Genomic DNA, 22,942 nt, shown 5'->3' with positions numbered 1-22,942 from the left:
CGATCAACTGCTTGTAACTCATGGTAAATGCTTCTGTTTGTTTGGCGACGATAGAGTACCACCAACAGGCAGTTGATCTCTTCTCACCGTTTAACCATGAGTGGTGCACTTATTATCTGAATTCGGGGGTATAAAAAATAAATTTAAATCTATAGCTATTTTTCATTAATAAAGCGGGAATCATTATTTTATGAATAATAATAGCCCATTTAGTTCAAACTATGACTAGTTATTTAGAATTGATTTTTTGTCAATTATTCAAAATCACCAAATAACTAATAACAATGTCTGTCGGAAATTTCATAAGCTCATAAATTTAGGAAGATTCTGATTCGGATCACTCATCTTTTCATCTAATGTAAAACATAAATGCAGAGTTGATATTCTGACTTTTAAATCTACATATTGTTGTATTTAAATCAATTCTGTGCCCGTTTAATTAGATTAAGAGAGTGCTTTATTTTGAACCATAAATACTTTTTAACTAAAAGTTCTAGTTGTTTTTCATGGGCTTTTATACTGATTCTTTTTTCTGGTGGCTCACTATTCAGTACAGATGGGCAAGCTAAAGAAAATAATTGGTATTTGTATGGCCAAATAGGCCACGCTTCGACTGATTTTAAGGCAGACACTGTTAAAAATGAGCTTGTTGCACAGAGTGTCAATTATGAAAACTTATCAGTGAAAGATGCTGACGTAGGTTATCAACTAGGATTTGGATATCAGCTAGATTCTATATTTTCAGTCCAACTGGGTTATTTAGATTTTGGCGATAGAAATTTTCGTTTAACAGGAGAGGTGACTGATTTAGACAATTTTCATGATGTAATGCAAGCAACTTACCCTGAATCTGCAAAGGGGCCACACCTAGTTGTTTTAGCAACATGGCCTCTAACAAATGACCTATTACTAACAGGTAAACTTGGGTACCTTGATTGGCAACAAGATTACCAATACCAAATCAATACATCAGATGTTTTTAAAGCGAAACGCAGCGGCAATAGTGTGACTTTTGGAGGTGAAATCAGCTATTCAATATTTGAAAAGACTCTACTTTTCTTAAGTTACGACCAAGCTAGGTTAGATGATTACTCAACGTCAATGTTTTCTATTGGCGCTAAGTATCAGTTTAACTAATCAACTCCAAATGTATGCAGGGGGCGTACATTTTTAATTATCTCAAGGAATAGCTGAGTCTACTTACTAAACCACTCATCGTGAATTAGCAAACAGCTTGAAGTGTCTACAGGATTAAAATGCCATGTTATCAACAATTATTAAATATTTATACTTAGTCGCACTTATTGCGCCCATGTCGATATTGGCTATGCCAATTACAATTATCGCTCCTAGCAAAACGTTTACGCTTGATGTAGAGCCCAGTTACAGTATTGGTACTCTACGACAATTAATAAGCGATGAAACGAGTATCCCGTATGACAGAGTGGTCATTACTCAAAGTGTTGAGGGCGGTACCGCTGTGTTGGATGATGATAATCCTTCTTTGTCAGATAGAAACATCCAGAATGGAGATGAATTAACTGTAACAAAGAAAAATAAAGCGCCTAGCTTTTCAAGTAATGGGTGGGAATTTGTTGGTAACTCTAGGTTCACAAGAGGTGGATACTCTCCTGTGGGTATAAACATTAGCATGGATGCTAATGATGTACCCTGGGCAATTTTCTCGGGAAATTCAGATTCACCTTTAAGGGTATTAAAATTTAATGGTACGGATTGGGAACATGTCGGTAACACAGATATTACAAGTAGTATTGTTCATTACTCGGATATAATCTTTGATAATAATAACACCCCGTTTATTTGCTTCACTGATGACGGAGGATTAAGAGTACTAAGTTTTGATGGAACATCTTGGGTGGATGTTGGCTCACCTGTTTCAAGTGGGCATATTTTATACAATAATTTAGCATTTGATAATAATGGCGTTTTGCATATTGTTTATAACAATGCAAATTTTGGAAGTAAAGCTGTTGTAAAAAAATATGATGGTAATCACTGGGTAAGTGTTGGTATAGAGGGGTTTACGCCATCAGAGGCAACCTATACTGAAATTGCTTTTGATAGCTCAAATACGCCTTACGTTTCATTTAGAGATTACTCTCACTCTAGTACTGGAGCTTCAGTGATGTCGTTTAATGGCTCATCTTGGGTATATGTCGGCGAACCAGGTATTTCAGATACCAGTGCAATTGAACCGTCAATAGCAATTGATAGTAATGACAATATTTTTTTAAGCACTAGAACTGAAAATAGTAGCTCTGCTAACGGGCTCGGTATTTATAAATTTGATGGAACAAGTTGGTCTTTAGTTGTTGAGGATGTATCAGGAGGTGGTGCAGGTTTCCCTAAGCTTGAATTTGGTGAGAATGACATACCATTTTTATTTTTCATAGATCGTGAAGCCGATCCATATGGGGGCAGCGTTATAACATTCGAAAATAATGCTTGGCAGTTTGTTGGGAGAAGAGGGTTTGCTCCAGGAATTACGACCTACAGCCATTTTGCCCTTGATAGCCAAAATACACCATATGTTATTTATTTTGAGGGTACTTCAACTTTTTTTGCCAGTGTAATGAAATATGCAACAACAACATTCTCAGATTCATCTAGAATAATTACTCAAGGAGACTCAATAGGTGATCCGTTTGCTGATTTCGGAATATCTGACGAAGACGATGACGATGTTGTATTAACGATTACACTTTCTGACACTAACGCGGGGAGCTTTTTAGGTACTGCTAGCGGTGGGGCTAATTATAACTTCGACACTAACAGCGGTGTATTAACAATTTCTGGTAGTGTTAGTGATGTAAAGGCAACGATTGAAAACTTAACTTTTACTCTTGATGGTAACTACACAGGTGAATTCACATTCACTAATGAGTTGACTGATGGCACAGAGAGCGCCTCGCCGGTAACTTTAACATTTAACGTTGTTACACCTAATAAAACGCCGTCTATTAGCACTAATAAAGGTCTTTTAATTGATGAGGGTGCTGTAAAAGTAATTTCTGCGCTTGACTTATCCGCTACAGATGCCGATGACTCTGGTACAGGACTTACATTTACACTTAAATCAGTGCCTACTAACGGCAGCTTGTTTGTTGATGCCAATGATAACGGCAGCTTAGACTCAGGCGAAGCGCTTGCTGTAAATGGTACATTTACCCAGCAAACGCTGGATGATTCAAATCTTTATTACAAACACAATGGCTCGGAGACTACCTCTGATAACTTTACATTTGACCTAGCAGATGGCTTGGAAGATGGTGTTGAGCCAGTTACCAATCAAAACTTTGCTATTTCTGTTTCTTTAATAAATGATGCACCAGAGATTACCACCAATCTCAAATGGGATTTTGTGGGTAATGCGGGTTTTTCTAAAAAGAATGCCAATTACATTAGGCTTGAGTTAGATAGTCATGATACTCCCTATGTAGTTTTTTCAGACGCTTCCTATGTTGGTGGCGGCATATCAGGAATGAAATTTGAGGGCAATTCTTGGCAATATGTAGGACTTCAACGTTTCCATACTGGAGTTACTGTTAAATTAGAAATGGCTATGGACAGTCATAATGCCCCCTATATTATACATACAAAGACTCAAGATAGGGCTTTCGTCCAAAAGTTTATTAACGGAAGTTGGCAAGCCGTAGGTGAGGGGTTTGTCAGTTATAGCAGCGCAGATTATTTATCAATCGCAATTGATAGTGCAGACAATCTTTATGTTGCTTTTCAAGATGGTCATCACTCTAAAAAAGCAATTGTTAAAAAGTGGGATGGTAAAAATTGGCTGACTGTCGGTGGTACTCATGTTTCACCTAGTGATGCAAGGTTTATCTCACTTGCATTTGATGACAGTGACACACCTTACCTTGCCTATATTGATAAAAGAAACGACAAGTGGTTCGGCAGTGTTAAAAAGTTTGTGAATAATAGTTGGGAGCAGGTAGGTCCTGTCGATTCCCTTGAAAATGTTTATATCTCTAGCTTTGCTATAAATAATAATACGCCTTACTTTGTGAATACTGATATGGCTGAAAAGATTACCTTAGTATGAAAATTCGATGGCACAGATTGGGTTTTAGTAGGAGAACGAGGCTTTTTTGCAGAAGGTGGATTTGAACCCGATATTGAGTTTGATAGTAAAAATAGGCCTTATGTCGCTTTTACGAATAGAACTGAGGGCCCTGAGGTGAGAGTGATGAGATTTGATGGCACAAGCTGGCATAAGCTATCTCCCCTAAGCTCTAGATCAAATACAGCCATTCAGTCTGGATTCGCGATTGCGAGTGACGACAGCTTATATTTTTCTTTTAATGATGCTGCTGATGATTATAAGGCTTCGGTTATGAAATCCAGCCGATCAGTATTTGAGAGCTATGCGCTTTCTGTTGCAGAAGACAGCGACGCGAGCTTACTATTCGATAATTATCAAATCACCGATGAAGAAGGTGATGATGTTACCCTGACAATTACACTTGCTAATAACACATCTGGCTTACTAGCAGGCGCGGCGAGTGGTAGTGCCGTCGTTAATTATAATAATGACAATGCGACACTAACAGTCAGTGGATCCCTCGCAGATGTCACCGCTACACTTGCAAGTTTATCATTTAAACCAGCGGCTAATTTTTCTGGCTCACTGGGTATTACATTTAACTTAACTGATGGCAGCAATAGTATAACGCCAGTGAATGGCACGATTACGGTGACTGGTGTAAATGACGCGCCGAGTATTTCATCAATTGCGGTTACTCAAGCAACAGAAGATACGCTTTATTCGTATCAACTAACAGTATCTGATGCCGATAAAGACGATACACTTACATACAGAGCGACCCAATTACCAAGTTGGTTATCGCTAAACCCATCCGGTCTGCTGGCAGGTACACCGACTAATGATGATGTAGGTGATCATACGGTGACTATATCAGTGACCGATCAGGCAAATGCAAGTGACATTCAATCATTCACGATTTCGGTTGAAAACGTGAATGACAAGCCTGTGATTTCTTCCACGCCGATTAGAGCAGCAACACAGGACCAGCCATACAGCTACACCCTTGTTGCGAGCGATATCGATAAAGGCGATACGTTGACTTATTCAGCAACGAAGATCCCTGGATGGTTAGGCTTTACAAGGTCTACGGGCGAACTGTATGGTACCCCAAATAAGCATACCATTGGTACATATGCCATTACTTTAACTGTTACTGACAGTACTGGCGCATCTGTTTCGCAATCATTCTCTATCACGGTTGAAAATGTGAATGACGCGCCGGAAATTTCTTCTATGCCAATCACATCGGCAACCGAAGACAGTTTTTATAGTTACACGTTAACGGCAAAGGATGCTGACAAAGGTGATACCCTAACGTATGCGGCAACGAAGCTCCCTAATTGGTTGACGATCAACCCATCAACGGGCGTACTTTCTGGAACACCAAGCAATGATGATGTGGGTGAGCATGCTGTTACTTTGAGCGTCAAAGACAGTGTTAATGCACTTGATACTCAATCATTCACTATCTCGGTTGTAAACGTGAATGATAAGCCAGTGATTTCATCAACGCCAATGACAGCGGCCGTTGAAGACCAGCTATACAGCTACACGCTCAGTGCAAGCGATGTCGATAAAGACGATACCTTAACCTATGCGTTGACTAACCACCCTCGCTGGTTGACGTTTACTCCGTCAACAGGTGTGCTTACTGGTACGCCTCGCAATGATGATGTCGGTGTGCACTCTGTGACGCTGACCGTTACCGACAGTGCTAACGAAACGGCAGAGCAAACTTTCACTATTACGGTTGAGAACGTGAATGACGCGCCCGATGTGCAAAATGACATCGCCAGTGTCGATGAAGATAACAGTGTTGCGATTGATATTCTTGCCAATGACAGTGATGTCGATAGTAAGCTAAACCCAGCAAGCGTGATGATTGTTACAACGCCAACACAAGGTCAAACTAGCTTGAATACGGCAAATGGTGTGATCACTTATACACCGAATGAGAATATTAACGGGACCGATACATTTAGCTATACAGTCGATGACATAGAGCATGGCCGTTCAGATGTGGCGACGGTGACCATTACTATTAATCCTGTTAATGACGCGCCTCTTGCAAATAGCGATAGCGCGATGACCGAAGAAGACATGGCCATTGAAATTGATGTTGCACTAAACGATGCTGATATTGACGAAGGAGACTCACTCGACTTATCAAGCTTAGTAGTCGTTTCTGCACCTGAAAATGGTCAAGCAAATGTTCAAAACGATCGCATTGTTTACACGCCTGCGTCTAACTTTAATGGTAGCGATACATTTACGTATCGTATTGCAGATAAAGCAGGTGCAGTGTCAAATATTGCACGTGTTTTAGTGACTATCGGTGAAGTTAATGATGTACCAGTGGCGACCAATGATTTAGGTGTACTTGATGAAGATACATCAATTGAGTTGTCTATTCTTGACAACGATATTGATGTTGATAGTGAGTTGCTTACAGAGAATGTGACGATAACGCAAGCTCCTAAGCATGGCGAGCTAACTGTCAATAAAGAGTTAAGCACAATCCGCTTTACACCACATTCAGATTTCTTTGGTACTGATAGCTTTGAATATAGTGTCAAAGATGATCAGTCTTTAATGTCAAATATTGCGACAGTCACTTTAACGGTAAATAGTGTGAATGATGCGCCAGTTGCACAAAATGACACCGCCGTATTACTTGAAGACACATCTCATAATATCAATGTGTTAGGTAACGATAGCGATGTTGATGGCACCCTTGATAAGACGAGTCTAGAAGTTGTTACACAGCCTGAACACGGTAATGTACAAGTGAACAATGGCGTGTTCAGTTACACACCAGATAGTAATAGTTATGGAGCAGACACATTTACTTATCGTGTTAAAGACGATTTAGGCCTTTGGTCAAACCATGCAGAGGTGTTCATTACGGTGACAGCTGTTAACGATGCACCATTGGCAAATAATGATGTGATCCAGACCAATGAAGATGAGAGCGTGATTATTGATGTGACGCAGAATGATTCAGACATTGATGGTCATCTTGATGAGGATTCAGTGAATATTGTAACAAACCCTGCATTTGGTCATATTACCAATAATGTAGATGGTACAGTTACTTATACGCCTGTTAGCAATTATGTGGGCTTTGATTCATTTACTTACTCTGTACTTGATAATGAAGGTGCACAGTCAAACACAGCCTCAGTGACTATCACCGTGTTAGCAGTCAATGATGCGCCTGTTATTGAATCTCACCCAGTCACGTCGGCGACACAAGATGAAGCGTATAGTTATGTTGTTACTGTTAAAGATATAGACAGTGCAGATAGCTATAAATTAAGTGCGCTAGAGCTGCCAAGTTGGCTTGATTTTGACCCTACAACAGGCGAGCTAAGCGGTACGCCGAGTAATGATGATGTAGGTACTCATACTATCAACTTAGTTGCCACTGATGCAGGAGGATTAACCGATACTCAAACCTTTGCTATCACAGTGGCCGATGTTAACGATGAAGCCACGGGCGGGATCAGTATTACTGGTGAAGCAAAAGAAGGTGAAACCTTAGCTGTTGAGTCGACAATCGAAGACCCAGATGGCGTAGGTGAATTTACCTATCAATGGATGCGTAACGGCGAAATCATTACTGGTGCAACGCTTGCAGAGTATATGCTAACCGAAGCTGATATTGGTGCGACAATCACAGTTGTCGTAACCTATGTTGATGGCCATGGTAATACAGAAACCTTTACCTCAGATGCAACCAGTGTTGTCATTATCGCGAATGTTGCACCGGTTACCCATGACGAACAGTTCAGCATGGATGAAGATGAAAGCATTACCTTTTCGCTAAACTATTTCGACGAAAACGGTGATGAGCTTACGCTTAATCTTGTGACACCTGTGAGTAATGGTACATTGATAATGGATGCAAACCATCTGGTGTATCAACCAAACGCTGACTTCAATGGTACTGATAGTTTCAGTTACACCGTATCGGATGGCATGCTGAACTCTAATATTGCGACAGTGACTATTGTCGTTAACGCAATCAATGATGCGCCAGTGTCTATGCCAGATAACTTTACCGTCAATGCGGATTTAAATGAGTATGTGGTGCTTGATGTGCTCGCAAACGATATTGATGTTGACGGTGATGAACTTACTCTTGTTAAGGCAACCGTGAGTGCTGGCACGATCCGCATTGTCGATAACAAACTAGAGTACTTAGCCCCAGTTGGCTTGAATGCTGATGTTGTAATTACTTATCAAATTAAAGATTCAAATGGTGAAGTGGTTGAAGTCACATTGGTGGTATCTGTTGTGTCTACGGCAGCTGAAATTACGATTACAGCACCAGAAGACAAAACAATTGCATCTAAAGGTCTTTTCACCAAAGTGAATATGGGCACTGCTATTGCGAAGGATGCACTGGGTAACCCTGTTCGTGTCACCGCAAGCTCAAAAGGTTTCTTTGCACCGGGGACTCACACTGTGATTTGGAGCGCCGGGGAAGGCGATGATCAAGTTTCTGCAACGCAGTTAATCAATGTTATTCCTCAGGTTAACTTTAGTAAAAATCAAACTGCAACTGAGGGGACGGCCGTTTCTATTAAAGCAATTCTCAATGGTGATGCCGTTAACTACCCAGTGGTTGTGCCATATACAGTATCTGGAGATGCGCTAGAGGGTGCAGACCATGACCTAGTTGAAGGTGAATTTAGATTTGAAAAAGGGCAACGTGAAGCGAGTCTGATTGTTAACGTGTCATCTGATGACATTGATGAGAGGTCTGAAACACTGGTTCTTCAGTTTTCAACGCCTGAGAATGCTGTTGTCGGTCCATTAGGTGAGCATACTCTTACCATCGAAGAGGGGAATGTTGCGCCAAGCATTGAGGTCTTTGCAAATCAGCAAGGGATAGTGACGCGAATCATAAATAGACAAGGTGGTGATGTAACGTTAACGACACTAGTAACGGATGCAAACCTAACCGATACACACATATATGGTTGGTTAACGTCTGATAGTGCCATTGTCGATACTGACAGTGTTGAAGAGAGTTTTACTTTTGATCCACAACTTCTTGAGCTAGGGACGTATCAATTTGAAGTCGGCGTGTTTGACGGACAACAAGCGGGTTCTTCACTATTAGAACTGACTATTGTTGACTCAATGCCTCAATTATCTTCTGAAGATACTGACTTTGATGGTATTCCTGATAATGAAGAAGGTTACGGGGATGCTGATAATGATGGCATACCTGATTATTTAGATGCTGATTCGTTAGCGCTCAACGTTGTACAAGAAAAACTGAACGAAAGTGAATTTTTCTTAATGGAAACCGAGCCAGGTTTGCAACTTAGCCTAGGTCATGTAGCGTTTGTAGCACATGGCACCAATACCGGAGTGTCAGTGCAAGAAGTATTGCATTACGGGAATTATGGTTCAGGTGCCACAGCAGATGCTGGATTTGATTATGCTAGCGGAGTCTTTGACTTTAACGTTAGCCAAATCCCTGTAGCGGGTCAGTCAGTCGGCATTGTTATAGCTCAGTTTGCACCCATTCCGAGCAATGCTGTATATCGTAAGCTAATGCATACCGGATGGACTGAGTTTGTCATAGATAGTCGCAATAGCATTGCATCAGCACCTGGTGCAGAAGGTTTCTGTCCACCACCACATGATGCTCAGTATACCCAAGGATTAACTGAAGGACATTGGTGTGTTCAACTTACTATTGAAGACGGTGGCCCAAATGACGCCGACGGAAAAGTAAATCGTATCATCGAAGATCCAAGTGGTATTGCCAGTACAATAAGTACAAATACTCAACCGGTTGCTGAAGACGATATGGTTAGGGTCAAACGCAACATTAGTACATATCTTGATGTACTCTCGAATGACACAGATGCGAATGATGATTCGTTAATTCTGACATCCGCAGCAGTAGACATTGGTGAAGTAAGTATTGTTAATAATTTACTTTATTTTGTCCCGCAAGCAGAGCACCTAGGAATTGCAACGATTAGTTATAGCATTTCAGATAGTCAGGGAGGGGCTGATTTTGCGACAGTGATAGTTGACGTCGTAGCCAATGAAGCGCCGATGATAGATGCCATCATTGATGTTAGCACCGATGATCAAAGTCCAGTCACGATTGATATTTTGGCAAATGTGACAGATGAAGATAATAATGACTTCTCTATAATTTCAGCCACAGCAGAGAATGGCAGTGTGGTCATTAACGATGATGGGACGATTACCTATACTCCAAATGCAGGTTTTGAAGGTACTGACACAGTCACCTTTGTTATCTCAGATGGTGATGGCGGAACAACACAAGGACAATTTAATGTGGTTGTTAAAGCGTATAAGCAGGTGAGTGTAGAACATAAAACCAGTGGCGGTGGTACGCTGCCAATGAGCTTAATCTTGTTATTATTCGCATTGACAATTATAAGACGCAGTTATTATCGAACATATCGATAAACATTAAAAAGCCAAGCTTCAAAGCTTGGCTTTTTTACACCTTTAAGAAGCGCTTTAAGGCTGATAGTAAATCGGTGATTCAGGGCCAACTGGGAAGCCCAGAACAAATACCCATAAATAGAATAACGCAACCCAACCAACAAAGAAGATCATGCTGTAAGGAAGCATAGTCGCAACCAATGTACCAATACCCATGTCTTTCTTATACTTAGTCGCAACAGCCAGTATCAAGCCAAAGTAACTCATCATCGGGGTGATAAGGTTAGTAACCGAGTCACCAATTCGGTACGCCGCTTGAATAGTCTCTGGCGCATAGCCGATTAGCATTAACATTGGTACGAAGATGGGGGCCGTTACAGCCCATTGCGCAGATGAAGAACCTAAGCTTAAGTTTACTAATGCACACATTAAAATGAATAGCACGAATACTTCAGGGCCAGTTAGGTTTAATGCTTGTAAAAGAGCAGCACCGTTAATGGCTAAAATTGTGCCTAGGTTGGTCCATTTAAAGAAGGCAACGAACTGTGCTGCAAAGAAAACCAGCACAATGTACATACCCATCGAGCTCATACTTTTACTCATGGCATCGATGACATCTTTATCGTTTTTCATGGTGCCAACAACGCGGCCGTAAACAAAACCCGGAATACCGAAAGTCACAAAGATAAATACCACAATGCCTTTTAAAAATGGTGAATGTGCCACAAGGCCTGTTTCTGGATTACGTAAAATGCCGTCTTCAGGAACAATTGTCCAAGCAAGTAATAGTGACACCACTAACAGTGACACACCCGCCCATTTTAGTCCTGACTTTTCTTTATCGGTTAAACCGGCAATATCATTTTTAGGCAAATCGTTGCTTGCTTCATCAGGGTTGTACTTACCAAGACGTGGCTCAACGATTTTCTCGGTAACGAATGTGCCTAAAATGGCAATTAAAAATACCGAAATCATCATGAAATACCAGTTTGCTTCAGCGCCAACTTGGTAATTTGGATCAATCATTTGTGCTGCAGGCGTGGTGATACCAGCAAGTAGGGGGTCGATGGTGCCGAGCAATAAATTGGCACTGTAACCACCTGAAACACCGGCAAATGCCGCAGCAAGACCGGCAAGAGGGTGACGACCAAGGCTGTGGAATATCATGGCTGCTAATGGAATAAGTACGACGTAACCAAGTTCAGACGCCGTATTTGATAAAATCGCAGCAAACACCACCATGAAAGTAACTAAACGCTTAGATGCGCCCATTACCATGCCGCGCATAGCTGCAGAGAGTAAACCTGAGTGTTCTGCAACACTTACACCTAATAAAGCGACTAATACCGTACCAAGTGGTGCAAAGCTGGTGAAGTTTGTAACAAGGCCAGTAACGATACGCTGCAGGCCTTCGGCACTAAGTAGGCTGACAACTTCAATAACACCATCAGGGTCACGACCCGCAGCGCCTTCAGGGCGTGGGTCGATAGCGCTTAAACCATACCAATCGGCAATGCCGCTAAAAACGATAATAGCAACGCAGAACATTGCAAATAAAGTGATAGGGTGGGGGAGCATATTACCCAAAAATTCAACGGTTGCTAAAAATCGGTTAAACAACCCATTATTGCCACCTTCATGGGTGTTGTGAGAGTTTATAGTTTTTGACATGTCCAGTTCTCGTTATTTCAAAATGGCGCTAACCTAGCATTTTTTACCGGACAGATCATGTTTTAGCGGTGGGAGAACTAATAGGTACGTTCCAAAATGCCCTTGTACAGCAAGGGATAGCGGCGCAAACGTTTGCCAATGTAATCATCGGCTAGAATTTGCGCACAGATTTGCTCTACATCGTTACTTGCTTCAAATACCCAATCAAAACGCTCAATAGCAAGCAAAAAGCCACGCTTGAGGAACTGTTGTTCACGATAGTAACTAAGGTTTTCGCGAATGATATCTAACTTAGCTGGGTTAGATTTAAGCTCATTAATAACTTGGTTAATAAACGCTTGCTGTTGCTTTGACTCAGCTTTTACCCGTCGTTTCATTACTTCTTTACAGTTCCTGTTCTGCGATATAAAGCACTTTCTTTAAAAAGTCCTCTTTGTTCTTTTCATGCTGATAGTCAAGGTGATAAGTATTATGAAAGCCAAAGCGTAGTAACACGCCACTGCCTTTTAGATAGACCGTATAACCATCGATATCCGAAAAAGCGCAAATACCCTCATACAGCTTTCCATCTTCATGATCTTCACCGTGTTGAATGATTTTTTCATACACTGAGAGGATCAATTTACCGTCTAGTTCATTTTTCATAATGACTCCTTTTTTTGTGTAATACGTTTCAAACCTATAAAAAGTTTAGTGTTATTTTATGTAGGCATTAAACGAGTTGTGAATTTTAAAACCTTACTTTGCGATAAATCACTAAAATCACATTTAGATAGCAGATGTCGAAAATTTACAATATTTTCTCTTACCTTAAACTTAAGATAGATTTTATTTGAGGGACGCACAATGAAATATAAGTTTATACCCCTGATACTACTAGCAGGCTTGTTACTTGTAAGCAAAAGCATATCAGCAAATACAGCCCCCCTGATGTTAGAAAATGAAGCAGGGCAAATAGTTAAGCTTAACAGTTACTTAGGCAAGAAACCCGTTTACTTAAAGTTTTGGGCGACTTGGTGCAAGCCATGTATGGAGCAAATGCCACATTTTCAGCATGCATATGAGCAATATGGCGATAAAATTCAATTTGTGGCTATTAATATTGATCTCAATGATGATGCAGACGCTGTTGCTAAGGTTAAAGAGCGTTTTTCACTTACTATGCCAATTTTTACTGATCACACAGGGCAAGTTGCTAAACATTATGAATTTATGGGCACCCCTTTTCATGTATTGATTGATAGTGATAAAAAGGTGATTTTTCAAGGCCACGAAGCTGATAAACCGCTTGATAACACATTACGTTTGTTATCACACAATGGCAAAGTTGATGAAGCGCGCTTATTAAACGAAAAGCAAGGCCAAGCCACTCCTTTGCTTATTCCGAAACAAGGCAAAAAAGCCGTGCTATTCACCGCAACATGGTGCGACTGGTATTTAGCTGACACGCGTCCTGCAATGGCAAAACAGTGTGAATTAGCACAGCAACATGTTAATCAGTTGGCAGAGCAAGGAGTTGATGTCGAGGTTAAAGTGAGTCAACTGTGGACCGATCAAAGTGCTGTACAAGAATATGTTGATAAATTCTCTGCAACCATGCCAGTTTCAATCGATTATGGTAATGATTTATTTATCGAAAATGGCATTAATTCGGTACCCAGTTTACTTCTCTACAACGACGGAAAATTAGTCTCTAAAAAAGCTAAATTTTAATTAAAACAGCGTAATTTTGCTTTGTAATTATGCAAATTTAGCCTATGCTCTAGGCTCATTACACAGTGAGCCTAGAGCATGATAGATAAGGCATTATTAGCAAAAACACGCGAGTTATCTGACCGATTAATCGCACTGCAAACACCCATTCGTATCCTTGATGCGATTAATTGGGATAAACAAATCAAAGAAGAGTTTTTTAAGCATAAGTGCCAAAAGAACCCAACAGTTGATCAAGCCTATTACCAACAGCGTGACCTTGGTTTTGTACCAAGTGAGTTACGTCGTGCGTTTTCTGATTTAAATCGCGATATCATCAGCCAGCTAGGGCAATTAAACCCAATTGCGCAATATATGAGCAAGATGTGTACTGAATATAAAACCGTACTCAGTATGATTGAATATCGTGGTACTCCTGAATTTCATGATTTGTCAGTTGAGTTGTTTGGTCATCCAAAAGATTTATTCCATGCTGGAGAGCCTTCACTTTCTGAACTTGCAACCATGCTTGAGCAGCCGCTAAAAAGTATGCTTGATGCTGATATCTTGCCTGATGATCCAAAAAACATTGATGCAGAAGATGCAGTAAAAATTTTAGCATCACAAGTAGCTCAAACGATGCCAGGCATTGATGTTGAGGTTATTCTGAGTGATGGTATTGTGAGTGATGCTGCGGCAGGTGCAAATAATATTAAACTTAATCAAGATGTTAAATTTTCTCAAAGAGAGCTAGATATTCTTGAGGTGCATGAAGGCTGGATCCATGTTGGGACCACGCAAAATGGTCTTGCACAGCCATATTTAACTTGCTTAAGTAAAGGCACTCCGAGCTCTACGGTCACCCAAGAAGGTCTTGCTGTCTTGACCGAAATTATTACCTTAAAGTCAACGCCGCGACGTTTAGCAAAATTAGTGAACCGTATTCAAGGTATTACTAAAGTCATTGATGGCGCAGAATTTGTTGATATTTATCGTGATTATGTAGCGCAAGGGTTGAGTAAAGACGAAAGCTATACACTTACTCAACGCGTGTTTAGAGGCAGCACAGCAACAGGCTTACCTTTTACCAAAGACATCGCTTATATCAAAGGTTTCGTGTTGGTGTATAACCTTATTCGGGTTGCCATTCAATTAGGCCGAATTGATCAATTGCACTTATTATTAGTCGGTAAAATCTCAATTGATGATTTCAGGCTGATATCGCAATTACATGATTTAGGTGTGATTGAAGACCCTAAATTTATACCACCACACTTTAAAGACTTACGAGGTCTAGCAACGTGGCTAAGCTTTGGCCGTTTTATTGGTAACTTGTCGTTTGAACAATTAGAAAACGACTACAAACCACTGTTTCTTTAAGCAAAAAAAATGCAGCTGGAATGAGCAGCTGCATTTTAAGAGTTAAAGCATGTTGCCTTACATGCTTTTAGTCGAGGAAACGATTAACCGGTGAGTGCGTCAACCTGCACTACATCATTCAGTACGATAACTTCTGCACGTTTGAAGAAGTTAAAATCTGTTGCAGTTGCTAATGTGTAAGCACCCATCATACGGCTGATGATTAAATCGCCATTGTTTAATTTTGGTAGCATGATTGATTCACTTACTACGTCGATGCTATCGCAAGTCGGGCCTGCTAACACGGACTCAACACGTTCGTTTGATTGTTTGAACGAGTCGATAGGGTATGAAGCTTCATCAAACAATAAACCACTGAATGAGCCGTAAATTCCATCATCAAAATAGTACCAAGGCTTGCCATCACGTATTGCTTGACCCATTACCGATGCAACGCTGGTAACCGCACTGGCTACAATAAAGCGACCTGGTTCAGCAATTACGCGAACTGTCTCTGGTAACTGTGCTAAGGCATCATTAATCGGCGCACAAAATTCCTCAATTGGCAGCACGTCTTTGTGATAAGGCACAGGGAAACCACCGCCGATATCAAGCGTACTAAGCGCAGGTAATCCTAATGCAGCTACGTCGTTAATCACTTGATTACATGCAGCAATGGCAGTGACGTATTTAGCTGGACTTGCTGTTTGCGAGCCAACATGGAACGACAACCCTTTGATACGAATACCTAATTGTTGCGCATAGCTAATGATTTCAATAGCCATTGCTGGGCTACAACCAAATTTTTTCGATAAATCTGCGAATGCTTCCGCATTACGAAAACTTAAGCGAACAAGTAACTCAACCTGGTCTTTGTATGCAATGAACTTTTCTAATTCGTTGATGTTATCAACCACAAACACATTACAACCGTATTCAAGTGCATCACGAATATCACGATCACGTTTGATTGGGTGCGTGTGAATAGTACGATCACTTGGTACGCCTTGGCTGGCGACTAAGTCAACTTCACCGCTGGTTGCTAAATCAAAGCTGGCGCCTTCTTCTAAAAGCGTACGAACAACCGCAGGATGAGGAAGTGGCTTTAATGCAAAGTGTAAAACAACGCCAGGCAAAGAACGGCTTAATGCACGGTATTGATGACGAACTGATTCACAATCAAGCACCATTAATGGCGCGCCATGTTGCTCAACGAGCTGTTCAATAAATTGGTTTGATGGTTGTGCTACTGGTTCGTTTGCAGCAACCGACGCTGCAGGTACTTTGATTGTTAAGTCTTGTGTAAGTGTTGAAATAGCCATTTTACTCTCCGGCAATTAAGCAACTGCTCGGAAAAAAATGGAAGTCCGAGTCAGTTGAGTGTTATTAAGCGCACAGTATGTTCTGTGCAATCAAATACACTCTTGGATAGTTGCTCTATCGCCTTGCTACAAACAGTGTTTGTAATGTACTCGGATTGGCTATCATCAAGAAGCGGCGAGATAATAGATCTGCGTTTTTATTTGCGCAAGTGTTTTTTGATAATATTTTGAGTTATTTTTATGCAAAAGTTAGAGGCTGCTTAGTCGTTTTGAAAGAGTATTCCATATTCGTTTGTGTAAATTTTAAGCATTGCTTCTGCGTCGCTAGGATCGTTCATTTGCTGGTGGAGTTCTTTGATATAAGCAGCCATTTCTACCTTTTGCATATAATCATTTATAAGCGACATAGCTCGATAACCTTCAGTGTTTTTACTACATGTAAAAAAGCCATTTATAAATTCTGGGTATTCAGCAATACGTCTTGATGTGAGTTGGTTTAATTCATGAGCTGGAATGTGTACATCAAGTGTTTGTTTGTATGCAACGATGTAATCAATACGTTTGCTGAAAAGTAGGCGGCTTAATTGCAAAAAAGCATTTTCACCGTAAATCGTTGCGACATTGAATTTTTTATCAGCGAAAATGCTATCAAGTTCGCGGTAACTAGTTGAGCCAACAATCCCAAAGCTAGCTTTGCTTTTTAGTAGCTCTGTAACAGAAACAGGCTCCGAACCTGACTTTAAGGTACTTTTAAGGGCGTATAAACGACGCTGTACATGCATGTACGTGGGTATCGTCGAAAATATCATAGCTTTCGATCGATTTTGGGTTTTGATGGCATTGTAAGTGCAACTAGCTTCGTTACCAGATAAGCGTTTTAATAACCGAGCATGATTTGTTATTTCGACATCTATATCGAATTCATCTGCAAGGGCTGGTTTGATTACAGCATTTAGGTGACGGTTGACACTATTTTTGTCAAATTCATTAGCAAAATATGCATGAGACAGAATTGTTAGCTTAGGCTTTTCTGTTGCCGTAGCAGTGTTTAGAGTAAATAAAATTACGATAAACCCAATTAGCCTCATACATAAACTCTTTTTAGTTATCGAGCATTGGTGCTCTCAAATATTTTGTCAGCTGATGCTGCAACAAAGCCAGTGTATAGCTCACCATCTGGTTTTGCGTAGCGCAAAGCAAACTCATAAAAACAACTTGGTACGGCAACAACACCATCGCTAAATTCAACTTCGCTGTCATCAGCAAGGGTTGAAGATTGCTCGAGTAATACCTCTGGTGAACCTTTGATTTCGCCGCCAGATGTATTTAGCGCAAAACCCGCATCTTTAAGTGCTTGGTTTACACTTTCGATATCATCGAATTTAGCCAATTCATTGATGCTCACCGTAAAGTGATTAGCACGGTAACCCCATGCTGACATCCATGCTGCATATTCACTTTCTGCGAGCAGTTTTTTGTAAGTGTCTGAACTTACTTGCCAGTGCGTACCTGAATACAGGAAATTATCGGCTGTAACAGCGTTTTCGTCAATCTGTGCAACCATGTCGTTGACAATCGTTTGCAGCTCTTCTGAACATTGCTCAACAAGTAATTCAGAAATGAAAACTTTAGGTTGCTTAGGATCTGAGTGTTCGAAGTGCTTTGCGTATAGTTTTTTCGCTTCGAAGTGGTACTCGCCGCATTCTTTGTAGCCAACTGCTAAAAAGTGCGCTGCTAGTTTTTCTAAGCCGATTTTTTCATGGTTAAAAGTACGTAAAGCAATGTGATCGTTAATCACGTCATCTTTTTGTGTTGAGCCAAGTAACTCATGTACTTTTACCGCCGATGGCGTAACTGATAAATAGTTGTCCCATAGGTTTTCAAATAGGGCGTTTACATCTGTGTGCATGTTTAATTCCTTCGATTAAGGCGGCGAGGCCGCCAAACAATTATTCAATAATTAAGCCCGGCGCAAGGGTCTGTGGTAAGTTAACTTTTTCGGCTTCAACAGAAGCAACGGGGTATGCACAGTAGTCAGCAGCGTAATAAGCGCTCGCTCTGTGGTTACCACTGGCACCAATACCACCAAATGGGGCAGCGCTAGATGCGCCTGTAATTGGTCGGTTCCAGTTAACAATACCGGCACGAATACGTTTTAAGAAATGCTGGTAGTCATCGCTATCATCACTTAATAAACCAGCAGATAAACCAAATGAGGTGTTATTTGCTTCATTAATCGCGCTATCGAAATCTGTGTAGCGATAAACCTTGATAAGAGGACCAAAGTGCTCTTCATCAGGCATCTCTTTAACAGCCGTTACATCAATAATACCAGGGCTTACAAAACCAGTACCCGGTTCAAGATGCTTAAGTTCGACAAGAGAGGTTGCTCCCATATCAAGTAACTGCTGCTGAGCTGCAACCATACCTAGTGCTGCTTTTTCGCTGATCATTGCACCCATAAATGGTTGATCTTCGCTAAAGCTGTCGGCGACTTTAATTTGCTTTGTTGCAGCAATTAATTTTTCTAAAATTGCATCACCATTTGCCGAGTTTTCAATGAATAAACGACGAGAACAGGTACAACGTTGGCCAGAGGTGATGAAACCAGACTGAATAATGTCGTGAACAGCCGCACTTACATCTGCGACATCTTTTACGATCAGTGGGTTATTACCCCCCATTTCCAGCGCTAAAATTTTACCTGGGTGACCTGCAAATTGCTTATGTAATAGGTGACCTGTATTTGAGCTACCCGTAAAGAATAAGCCATCGATATCTTGGTGAGATGCCAAAGCAATACCTGTGTCAACTTCACCTTGAACAAGGTTGATGACACCGGCTGGTAAGCCTGCCTTTAGCCAAAGTTTTAAGGTGAACTCAGCAACATGAGGCGTTAGTTCTGACGGCTTAAATACAACGGTATTACCCGCTAAAATAGCTGGCACAATATGGCCATTTGGTAAGTGACCCGGGAAGTTATAAGGACCAAACACCGCAACAACACCATGTGGCTTATGACGAATAAACGCTTTAGCGCCAGGCATTGGGTTTTCTGTGGTACCCGTACGTTCGTTATAGGCTCTGATTGAAATGGCGATTTTACCCGTCATTGCACCTACTTCGGTACGTGTTTCCCAAAGCGGTTTACCTGTTTCGCGGGCAATGATCGTTGCAAATTCTTCGCTATGCTCTTTAAGCTCTGCTGCAAAGTTTTCAAGAATAACGATACGCTCTTCAAGAGTCATATCAGCCCAGCCTAGCTGCGCACTACGAGCTGCTTTTATTGCATCAGCGACTTGTTCAGCTGTGGCTGTTTTACCTTGCCAAACAACCTCGCCATTACTTGGATTGATTGAACTAAAATCATGACCAAGGCCTGCTTGCCATTGGTTATCGATAAGTTGAGTTGTGACACTCATTTTAAACTCCTTAAGCGGTTACAAACGGAAAAACCGTGCTGCATCCCCTTGTTTTAATTTAAGTGCATCTGCCACTTCTTGGCTGACGATTAATGTGTGCTTAGCGTGGTTATAATGAGCATGCTTGGTGAATGTGGCTCTAAAATCATTCACGCCTTGGTTGCAAATAGCTAATGTATCTGAGCTTTGCTCATTGATATGCGCAAGCTCACCAATGCTGATAGGGCACACTTGTGACTCACGGACACTGCGAATATTGCCAAGCTTTGCTTCTACCGTTGGTCCTGCATCGAATAAGTCAACATAACCACGGTGCTCAAACCCTTCTTTTTCCAAAAGTTTAAGCGCAGGCTTGGTTTTTTCATGAACCTTACCAATCACAGCTTGTGCTTTTTTGCTCAGTAAGTTGGCATAAATAGGGTACTTCGGCATTAACTCGCTGATGAAGACTTTATCGCCTAAACCAACTAAATGGTCAGCCTGTGGGAACTCAATGCTAAAAAAGTGTTCTTGTAACCACTGCCAAAAAGGTGAATGGCCATCTTCATCACTTACACCGCGCATTTCTGCGATGATGGTGTCAGCAAAACGCTCGCTATGCTGGGCCATAAATAAAAAGCGAGAACGCGATAAAAAGCGACCTGTTAAACCTTTGCGGTTTTGCTCACGTAAGAACAAGGTACAAATTTCAGAGCAACCAGTGTAGTCATTACACATACTCAGAATATCAACCGTGTTATATACATTGAGAGTAGGTGAATGGTGAACAGTTTTACCTTGGTGGTAATGATATAAAGGAACCGACATTCCTACAGCAGCTTCGATAGCCGTTGTGCCGATAACGTCACCCGTTTCACTGTCTTCTAATACAAATAAATAGGTTTCGTCTTGTGGTTTATTAATGTCTTTTGCAAAACTGCGTTCAGCGCGTTCAATTTTTTCTTGTAGTAAATTGTCGTCAACTGGTAACGAGGTAAAACCATGACCAGATTCAACAGCAATTTGTTTTAACGCAGCAAAATCATTTGCTGTTATAGGACGTAATACTTGCATTAAGTGCACTCCAATGGCGCATGCTTTAAGCATGCGCCAACTAGGATTAACCGTTTACAACGTCTGCAACCGCTTTTTCAAAGCGAGCTAACCCTTCTTTGATATCCTCTAATGGAATAACTAAAGATGGCGTAAAGCGCACAACGTTTGTACCAGCAACAAGGCTCATTAAACCGTGCTTAGTGCTTGCTACTAGGAAATCACGTGCACGGCCTTCAAATTTGCTGTTAAGTACTGCACCTAATAATAGACCTTTACCACGTACTTCACTAAATACGTCGTATTTTTCGTTGATTGCAGCAAAGCCATCGCGTAACAGCTGTTCGCGCTCTTTAACACCGGCTAGTACTTCTGCTGTGTTAACAGTATCAAAAGCAGCTTCAGCTACCGCACATGCAAGTGGGTTACCGCCGTAAGTAGAACCATGTGTACCTACTTTTAAATGCGCTGCAATGCTTGCTGTTGTGATCATCGCACCAATTGGGAAACCACCGCCTAACGCTTTTGCTGTTGTTAGGATATCTGGTGTTACATCTAAGCCTTGGTATGCGTATAAATCACCTGTACGGCCAACACCTGTTTGTACTTCATCAAAAATAAGTAAAGCATTGTGTTTATCACATAATGCGCGAACACCTTTGATAAAATCGCTCGTTGGCGAAATGATACCGCCTTCACCTTGTAGTGGTTCCATCATTACGGCACAGGTGTTGTCACTGATAAGTGCTTCAAACGCAGCTAAATCGTTATAATCACAGTGATCAACAGCAGCAGGCTTAGGACCAAAACCGTCTGAGTAAGCAGCTTGACCACCTACGGTAACAGTGAAGAATGTACGACCGTGGAAACCTTTGTTAAACGCGATGATTTGGTTCTTTTGCTCGCCATGTACATCTAATGCCCAACGACGCGCTAATTTTAATGCCGCTTCGTTAGCTTCTGCACCTGAGTTTGCAAAATATACTTTATCTGCAAATGTAGCATCAGTTAACTTTTTAGCTAAGCGAAGTGCAGGTTCGTTTGTCATTACGTTTGATAAGTGCCAAATTTTTTCGCCTTGCTCTTTTAGGGCATTGACAAGAGCTGGGTGACAATGGCCTAAACAATTAACGGCAATACCACCTGCAAAATCGATAAATTCTTTACCGTTTTGATCCCAAACACGTGAGCCTTCACCGCGAACAGGAATAACCTCTGATGGGTTGTAGTTTGGTACCATTACGTCGTTAAAAAGTTCTCTTGTTACTTGCATTTATTACACCTAAATCTGGCTTAGTATGAAAAAAGTTAAATTGCAAAAAATAGGTCAGTTAAGCCGTTCCTGCCTAATTAAGCACGATGAGATTATTTTTCTTATCTATTTTTCTTATTATCTGGGTTAGGGACTTAAATTTGCAGTGCTATTTTGTGAAAAATGACTAAAATAAAAAGCAAATTAACGAAAAGAGTAGTCAAAGTGATAACTTCACAAGATGAAAAACTATTAGCTATCTTAAGAACCAACGCGCGTGCGAGTATTTCAGACCTAGCGAGGGCGCTTAACTTATCGCGCTCAACAGTTCAAAGCCGAATGTTAAAATTAGAAGAAACAGGGGTGATCAAAGGCTACAGCGTAGACTATGGAGATGCTTATTTGAGCCAAATGGTATCAGCCCACGTTTCGATTAAAGTGAAACAAAAATTGACCACTAAAACGAACCTTGAACTAAAGCAGATTGATGCTATTTCACAGCTCTATGCAATTAGCGGTGAATTTGATTTGATCGCCGTTGTGCAAGCTCAAAACCTTGAAAAGTTAAGCCACTTGTTAGATGACATTGGTAACCTAGATGGTGTTGAGCGAACAACGTCGTCGGTGATTTTAGAAACGAAGTTTAAGCGTTAACCTTTGA

The 22,942-nt window shown here is 41.0% G+C and carries 15 protein-coding genes; 6 read left to right on the top strand and 9 right to left on the bottom strand.

Features of this window, described 5'->3' with window-relative positions; translation table 11 throughout:
* Positions 1-462: 462 nt before the first annotated feature.
* The 3 genes from L1272_RS18180 to L1272_RS18170 all read left to right on the top strand — a co-directional run bounded on the left by L1272_RS18180 (position 463) and on the right by L1272_RS18170 (position 10,552).
* Complete coding sequence (locus tag L1272_RS18180; RefSeq protein WP_235374025.1) at positions 463-1,137, top strand: outer membrane beta-barrel protein; 675 nt, start codon at positions 463-465, stop codon at positions 1,135-1,137.
* A gap of 124 nt (positions 1,138-1,261) precedes the next feature.
* A complete protein-coding gene (locus L1272_RS18175) occupies positions 1,262-4,081 on the top strand; it encodes a cadherin-like domain-containing protein (RefSeq protein ID WP_235374024.1) in 2,820 nt (939 codons plus the stop codon).
* 291 nt (positions 4,082-4,372) lie between these two features.
* Positions 4,373-10,552, top strand: coding sequence for an Ig-like domain-containing protein (locus tag L1272_RS18170; protein ID WP_235374023.1), 6,180 nt, complete (start codon positions 4,373-4,375; stop codon positions 10,550-10,552).
* Between the two features lie 54 nt (positions 10,553-10,606).
* On the opposite strand, the gene L1272_RS18165 is transcribed toward L1272_RS18170, so the two are convergent.
* From L1272_RS18165 to L1272_RS18155, 3 genes are all read right to left on the bottom strand, one after another.
* Positions 10,607-12,202, bottom strand: coding sequence for an AbgT family transporter (locus tag L1272_RS18165; RefSeq protein ID WP_135926342.1), 1,596 nt, complete (start codon positions 12,200-12,202; stop codon positions 10,607-10,609).
* Between the two features lie 77 nt (positions 12,203-12,279).
* Complete coding sequence (locus L1272_RS18160; protein WP_138616527.1) at positions 12,280-12,579, bottom strand: hypothetical protein; 300 nt, start codon at positions 12,577-12,579, stop codon at positions 12,280-12,282.
* Between the two features lie 7 nt (positions 12,580-12,586).
* Entirely contained in the window at positions 12,587-12,847 is a 261-nt protein-coding gene (locus L1272_RS18155; protein WP_054554528.1) for a DUF3081 domain-containing protein, read from the bottom strand.
* A 201-nt stretch (positions 12,848-13,048) separates the two neighbouring features.
* Here L1272_RS18155 and L1272_RS18150 point away from each other — a divergent pair, with 201 nt between their 5' ends.
* Entirely contained in the window at positions 13,049-13,915 is an 867-nt protein-coding gene (locus L1272_RS18150; RefSeq protein ID WP_290440872.1) for a TlpA family protein disulfide reductase, read from the top strand.
* Positions 13,916-13,993: 78 nt separating this feature from the next.
* On the top strand, positions 13,994-15,274 hold the full coding sequence (locus L1272_RS18145; RefSeq protein WP_166340802.1) for a flavohemoglobin expression-modulating QEGLA motif protein: 1,281 nt from the start codon (positions 13,994-13,996) through the stop codon (positions 15,272-15,274).
* 83 nt (positions 15,275-15,357) lie between these two features.
* Here the strand turns inward: L1272_RS18145 and L1272_RS18140 are convergent, their stop codons facing one another.
* From L1272_RS18140 to L1272_RS18115, 6 genes are all read right to left on the bottom strand, one after another.
* Positions 15,358-16,575 (bottom strand): type III PLP-dependent enzyme, encoded by a 1,218-nt coding sequence (locus L1272_RS18140; protein WP_235374022.1) that lies wholly within the window; start codon positions 16,573-16,575, stop codon positions 15,358-15,360.
* 260 nt (positions 16,576-16,835) lie between these two features.
* A complete protein-coding gene (locus tag L1272_RS18135) occupies positions 16,836-17,663 on the bottom strand; it encodes a hypothetical protein (RefSeq protein WP_166340804.1) in 828 nt (275 codons plus the stop codon).
* Between the two features lie 17 nt (positions 17,664-17,680).
* A complete protein-coding gene (locus tag L1272_RS18130) occupies positions 17,681-18,484 on the bottom strand; it encodes a DUF1338 domain-containing protein (protein WP_138616539.1) in 804 nt (267 codons plus the stop codon).
* A gap of 40 nt (positions 18,485-18,524) precedes the next feature.
* Positions 18,525-19,997 (bottom strand): succinylglutamate-semialdehyde dehydrogenase, encoded by a 1,473-nt coding sequence (gene astD, locus L1272_RS18125; RefSeq protein WP_235374021.1) that lies wholly within the window; start codon positions 19,995-19,997, stop codon positions 18,525-18,527.
* A gap of 18 nt (positions 19,998-20,015) precedes the next feature.
* Positions 20,016-21,050, bottom strand: a complete 1,035-nt coding sequence (gene astA / locus L1272_RS18120) for an arginine N-succinyltransferase (protein WP_062565696.1) — start codon at positions 21,048-21,050, stop codon at positions 20,016-20,018.
* Positions 21,051-21,096: 46 nt separating this feature from the next.
* Positions 21,097-22,302, bottom strand: coding sequence for an aspartate aminotransferase family protein (locus L1272_RS18115; protein ID WP_138616543.1), 1,206 nt, complete (start codon positions 22,300-22,302; stop codon positions 21,097-21,099).
* Between the two features lie 204 nt (positions 22,303-22,506).
* Between L1272_RS18115 and L1272_RS18110 the strand changes: the two genes are divergently transcribed.
* Entirely contained in the window at positions 22,507-22,935 is a 429-nt protein-coding gene (locus L1272_RS18110; protein ID WP_054554593.1) for an Lrp/AsnC family transcriptional regulator, read from the top strand.
* The last annotated feature ends 7 nt before the right edge of the window (positions 22,936-22,942 follow it).

This window comes from Pseudoalteromonas sp. PAST1, from assembly GCF_021532515.1.
Lineage (GTDB): Bacteria > Pseudomonadota > Gammaproteobacteria > Enterobacterales > Alteromonadaceae > Pseudoalteromonas > Pseudoalteromonas simplex.
This window is presented reverse-complemented; position numbering and strand designations above follow the sequence as displayed.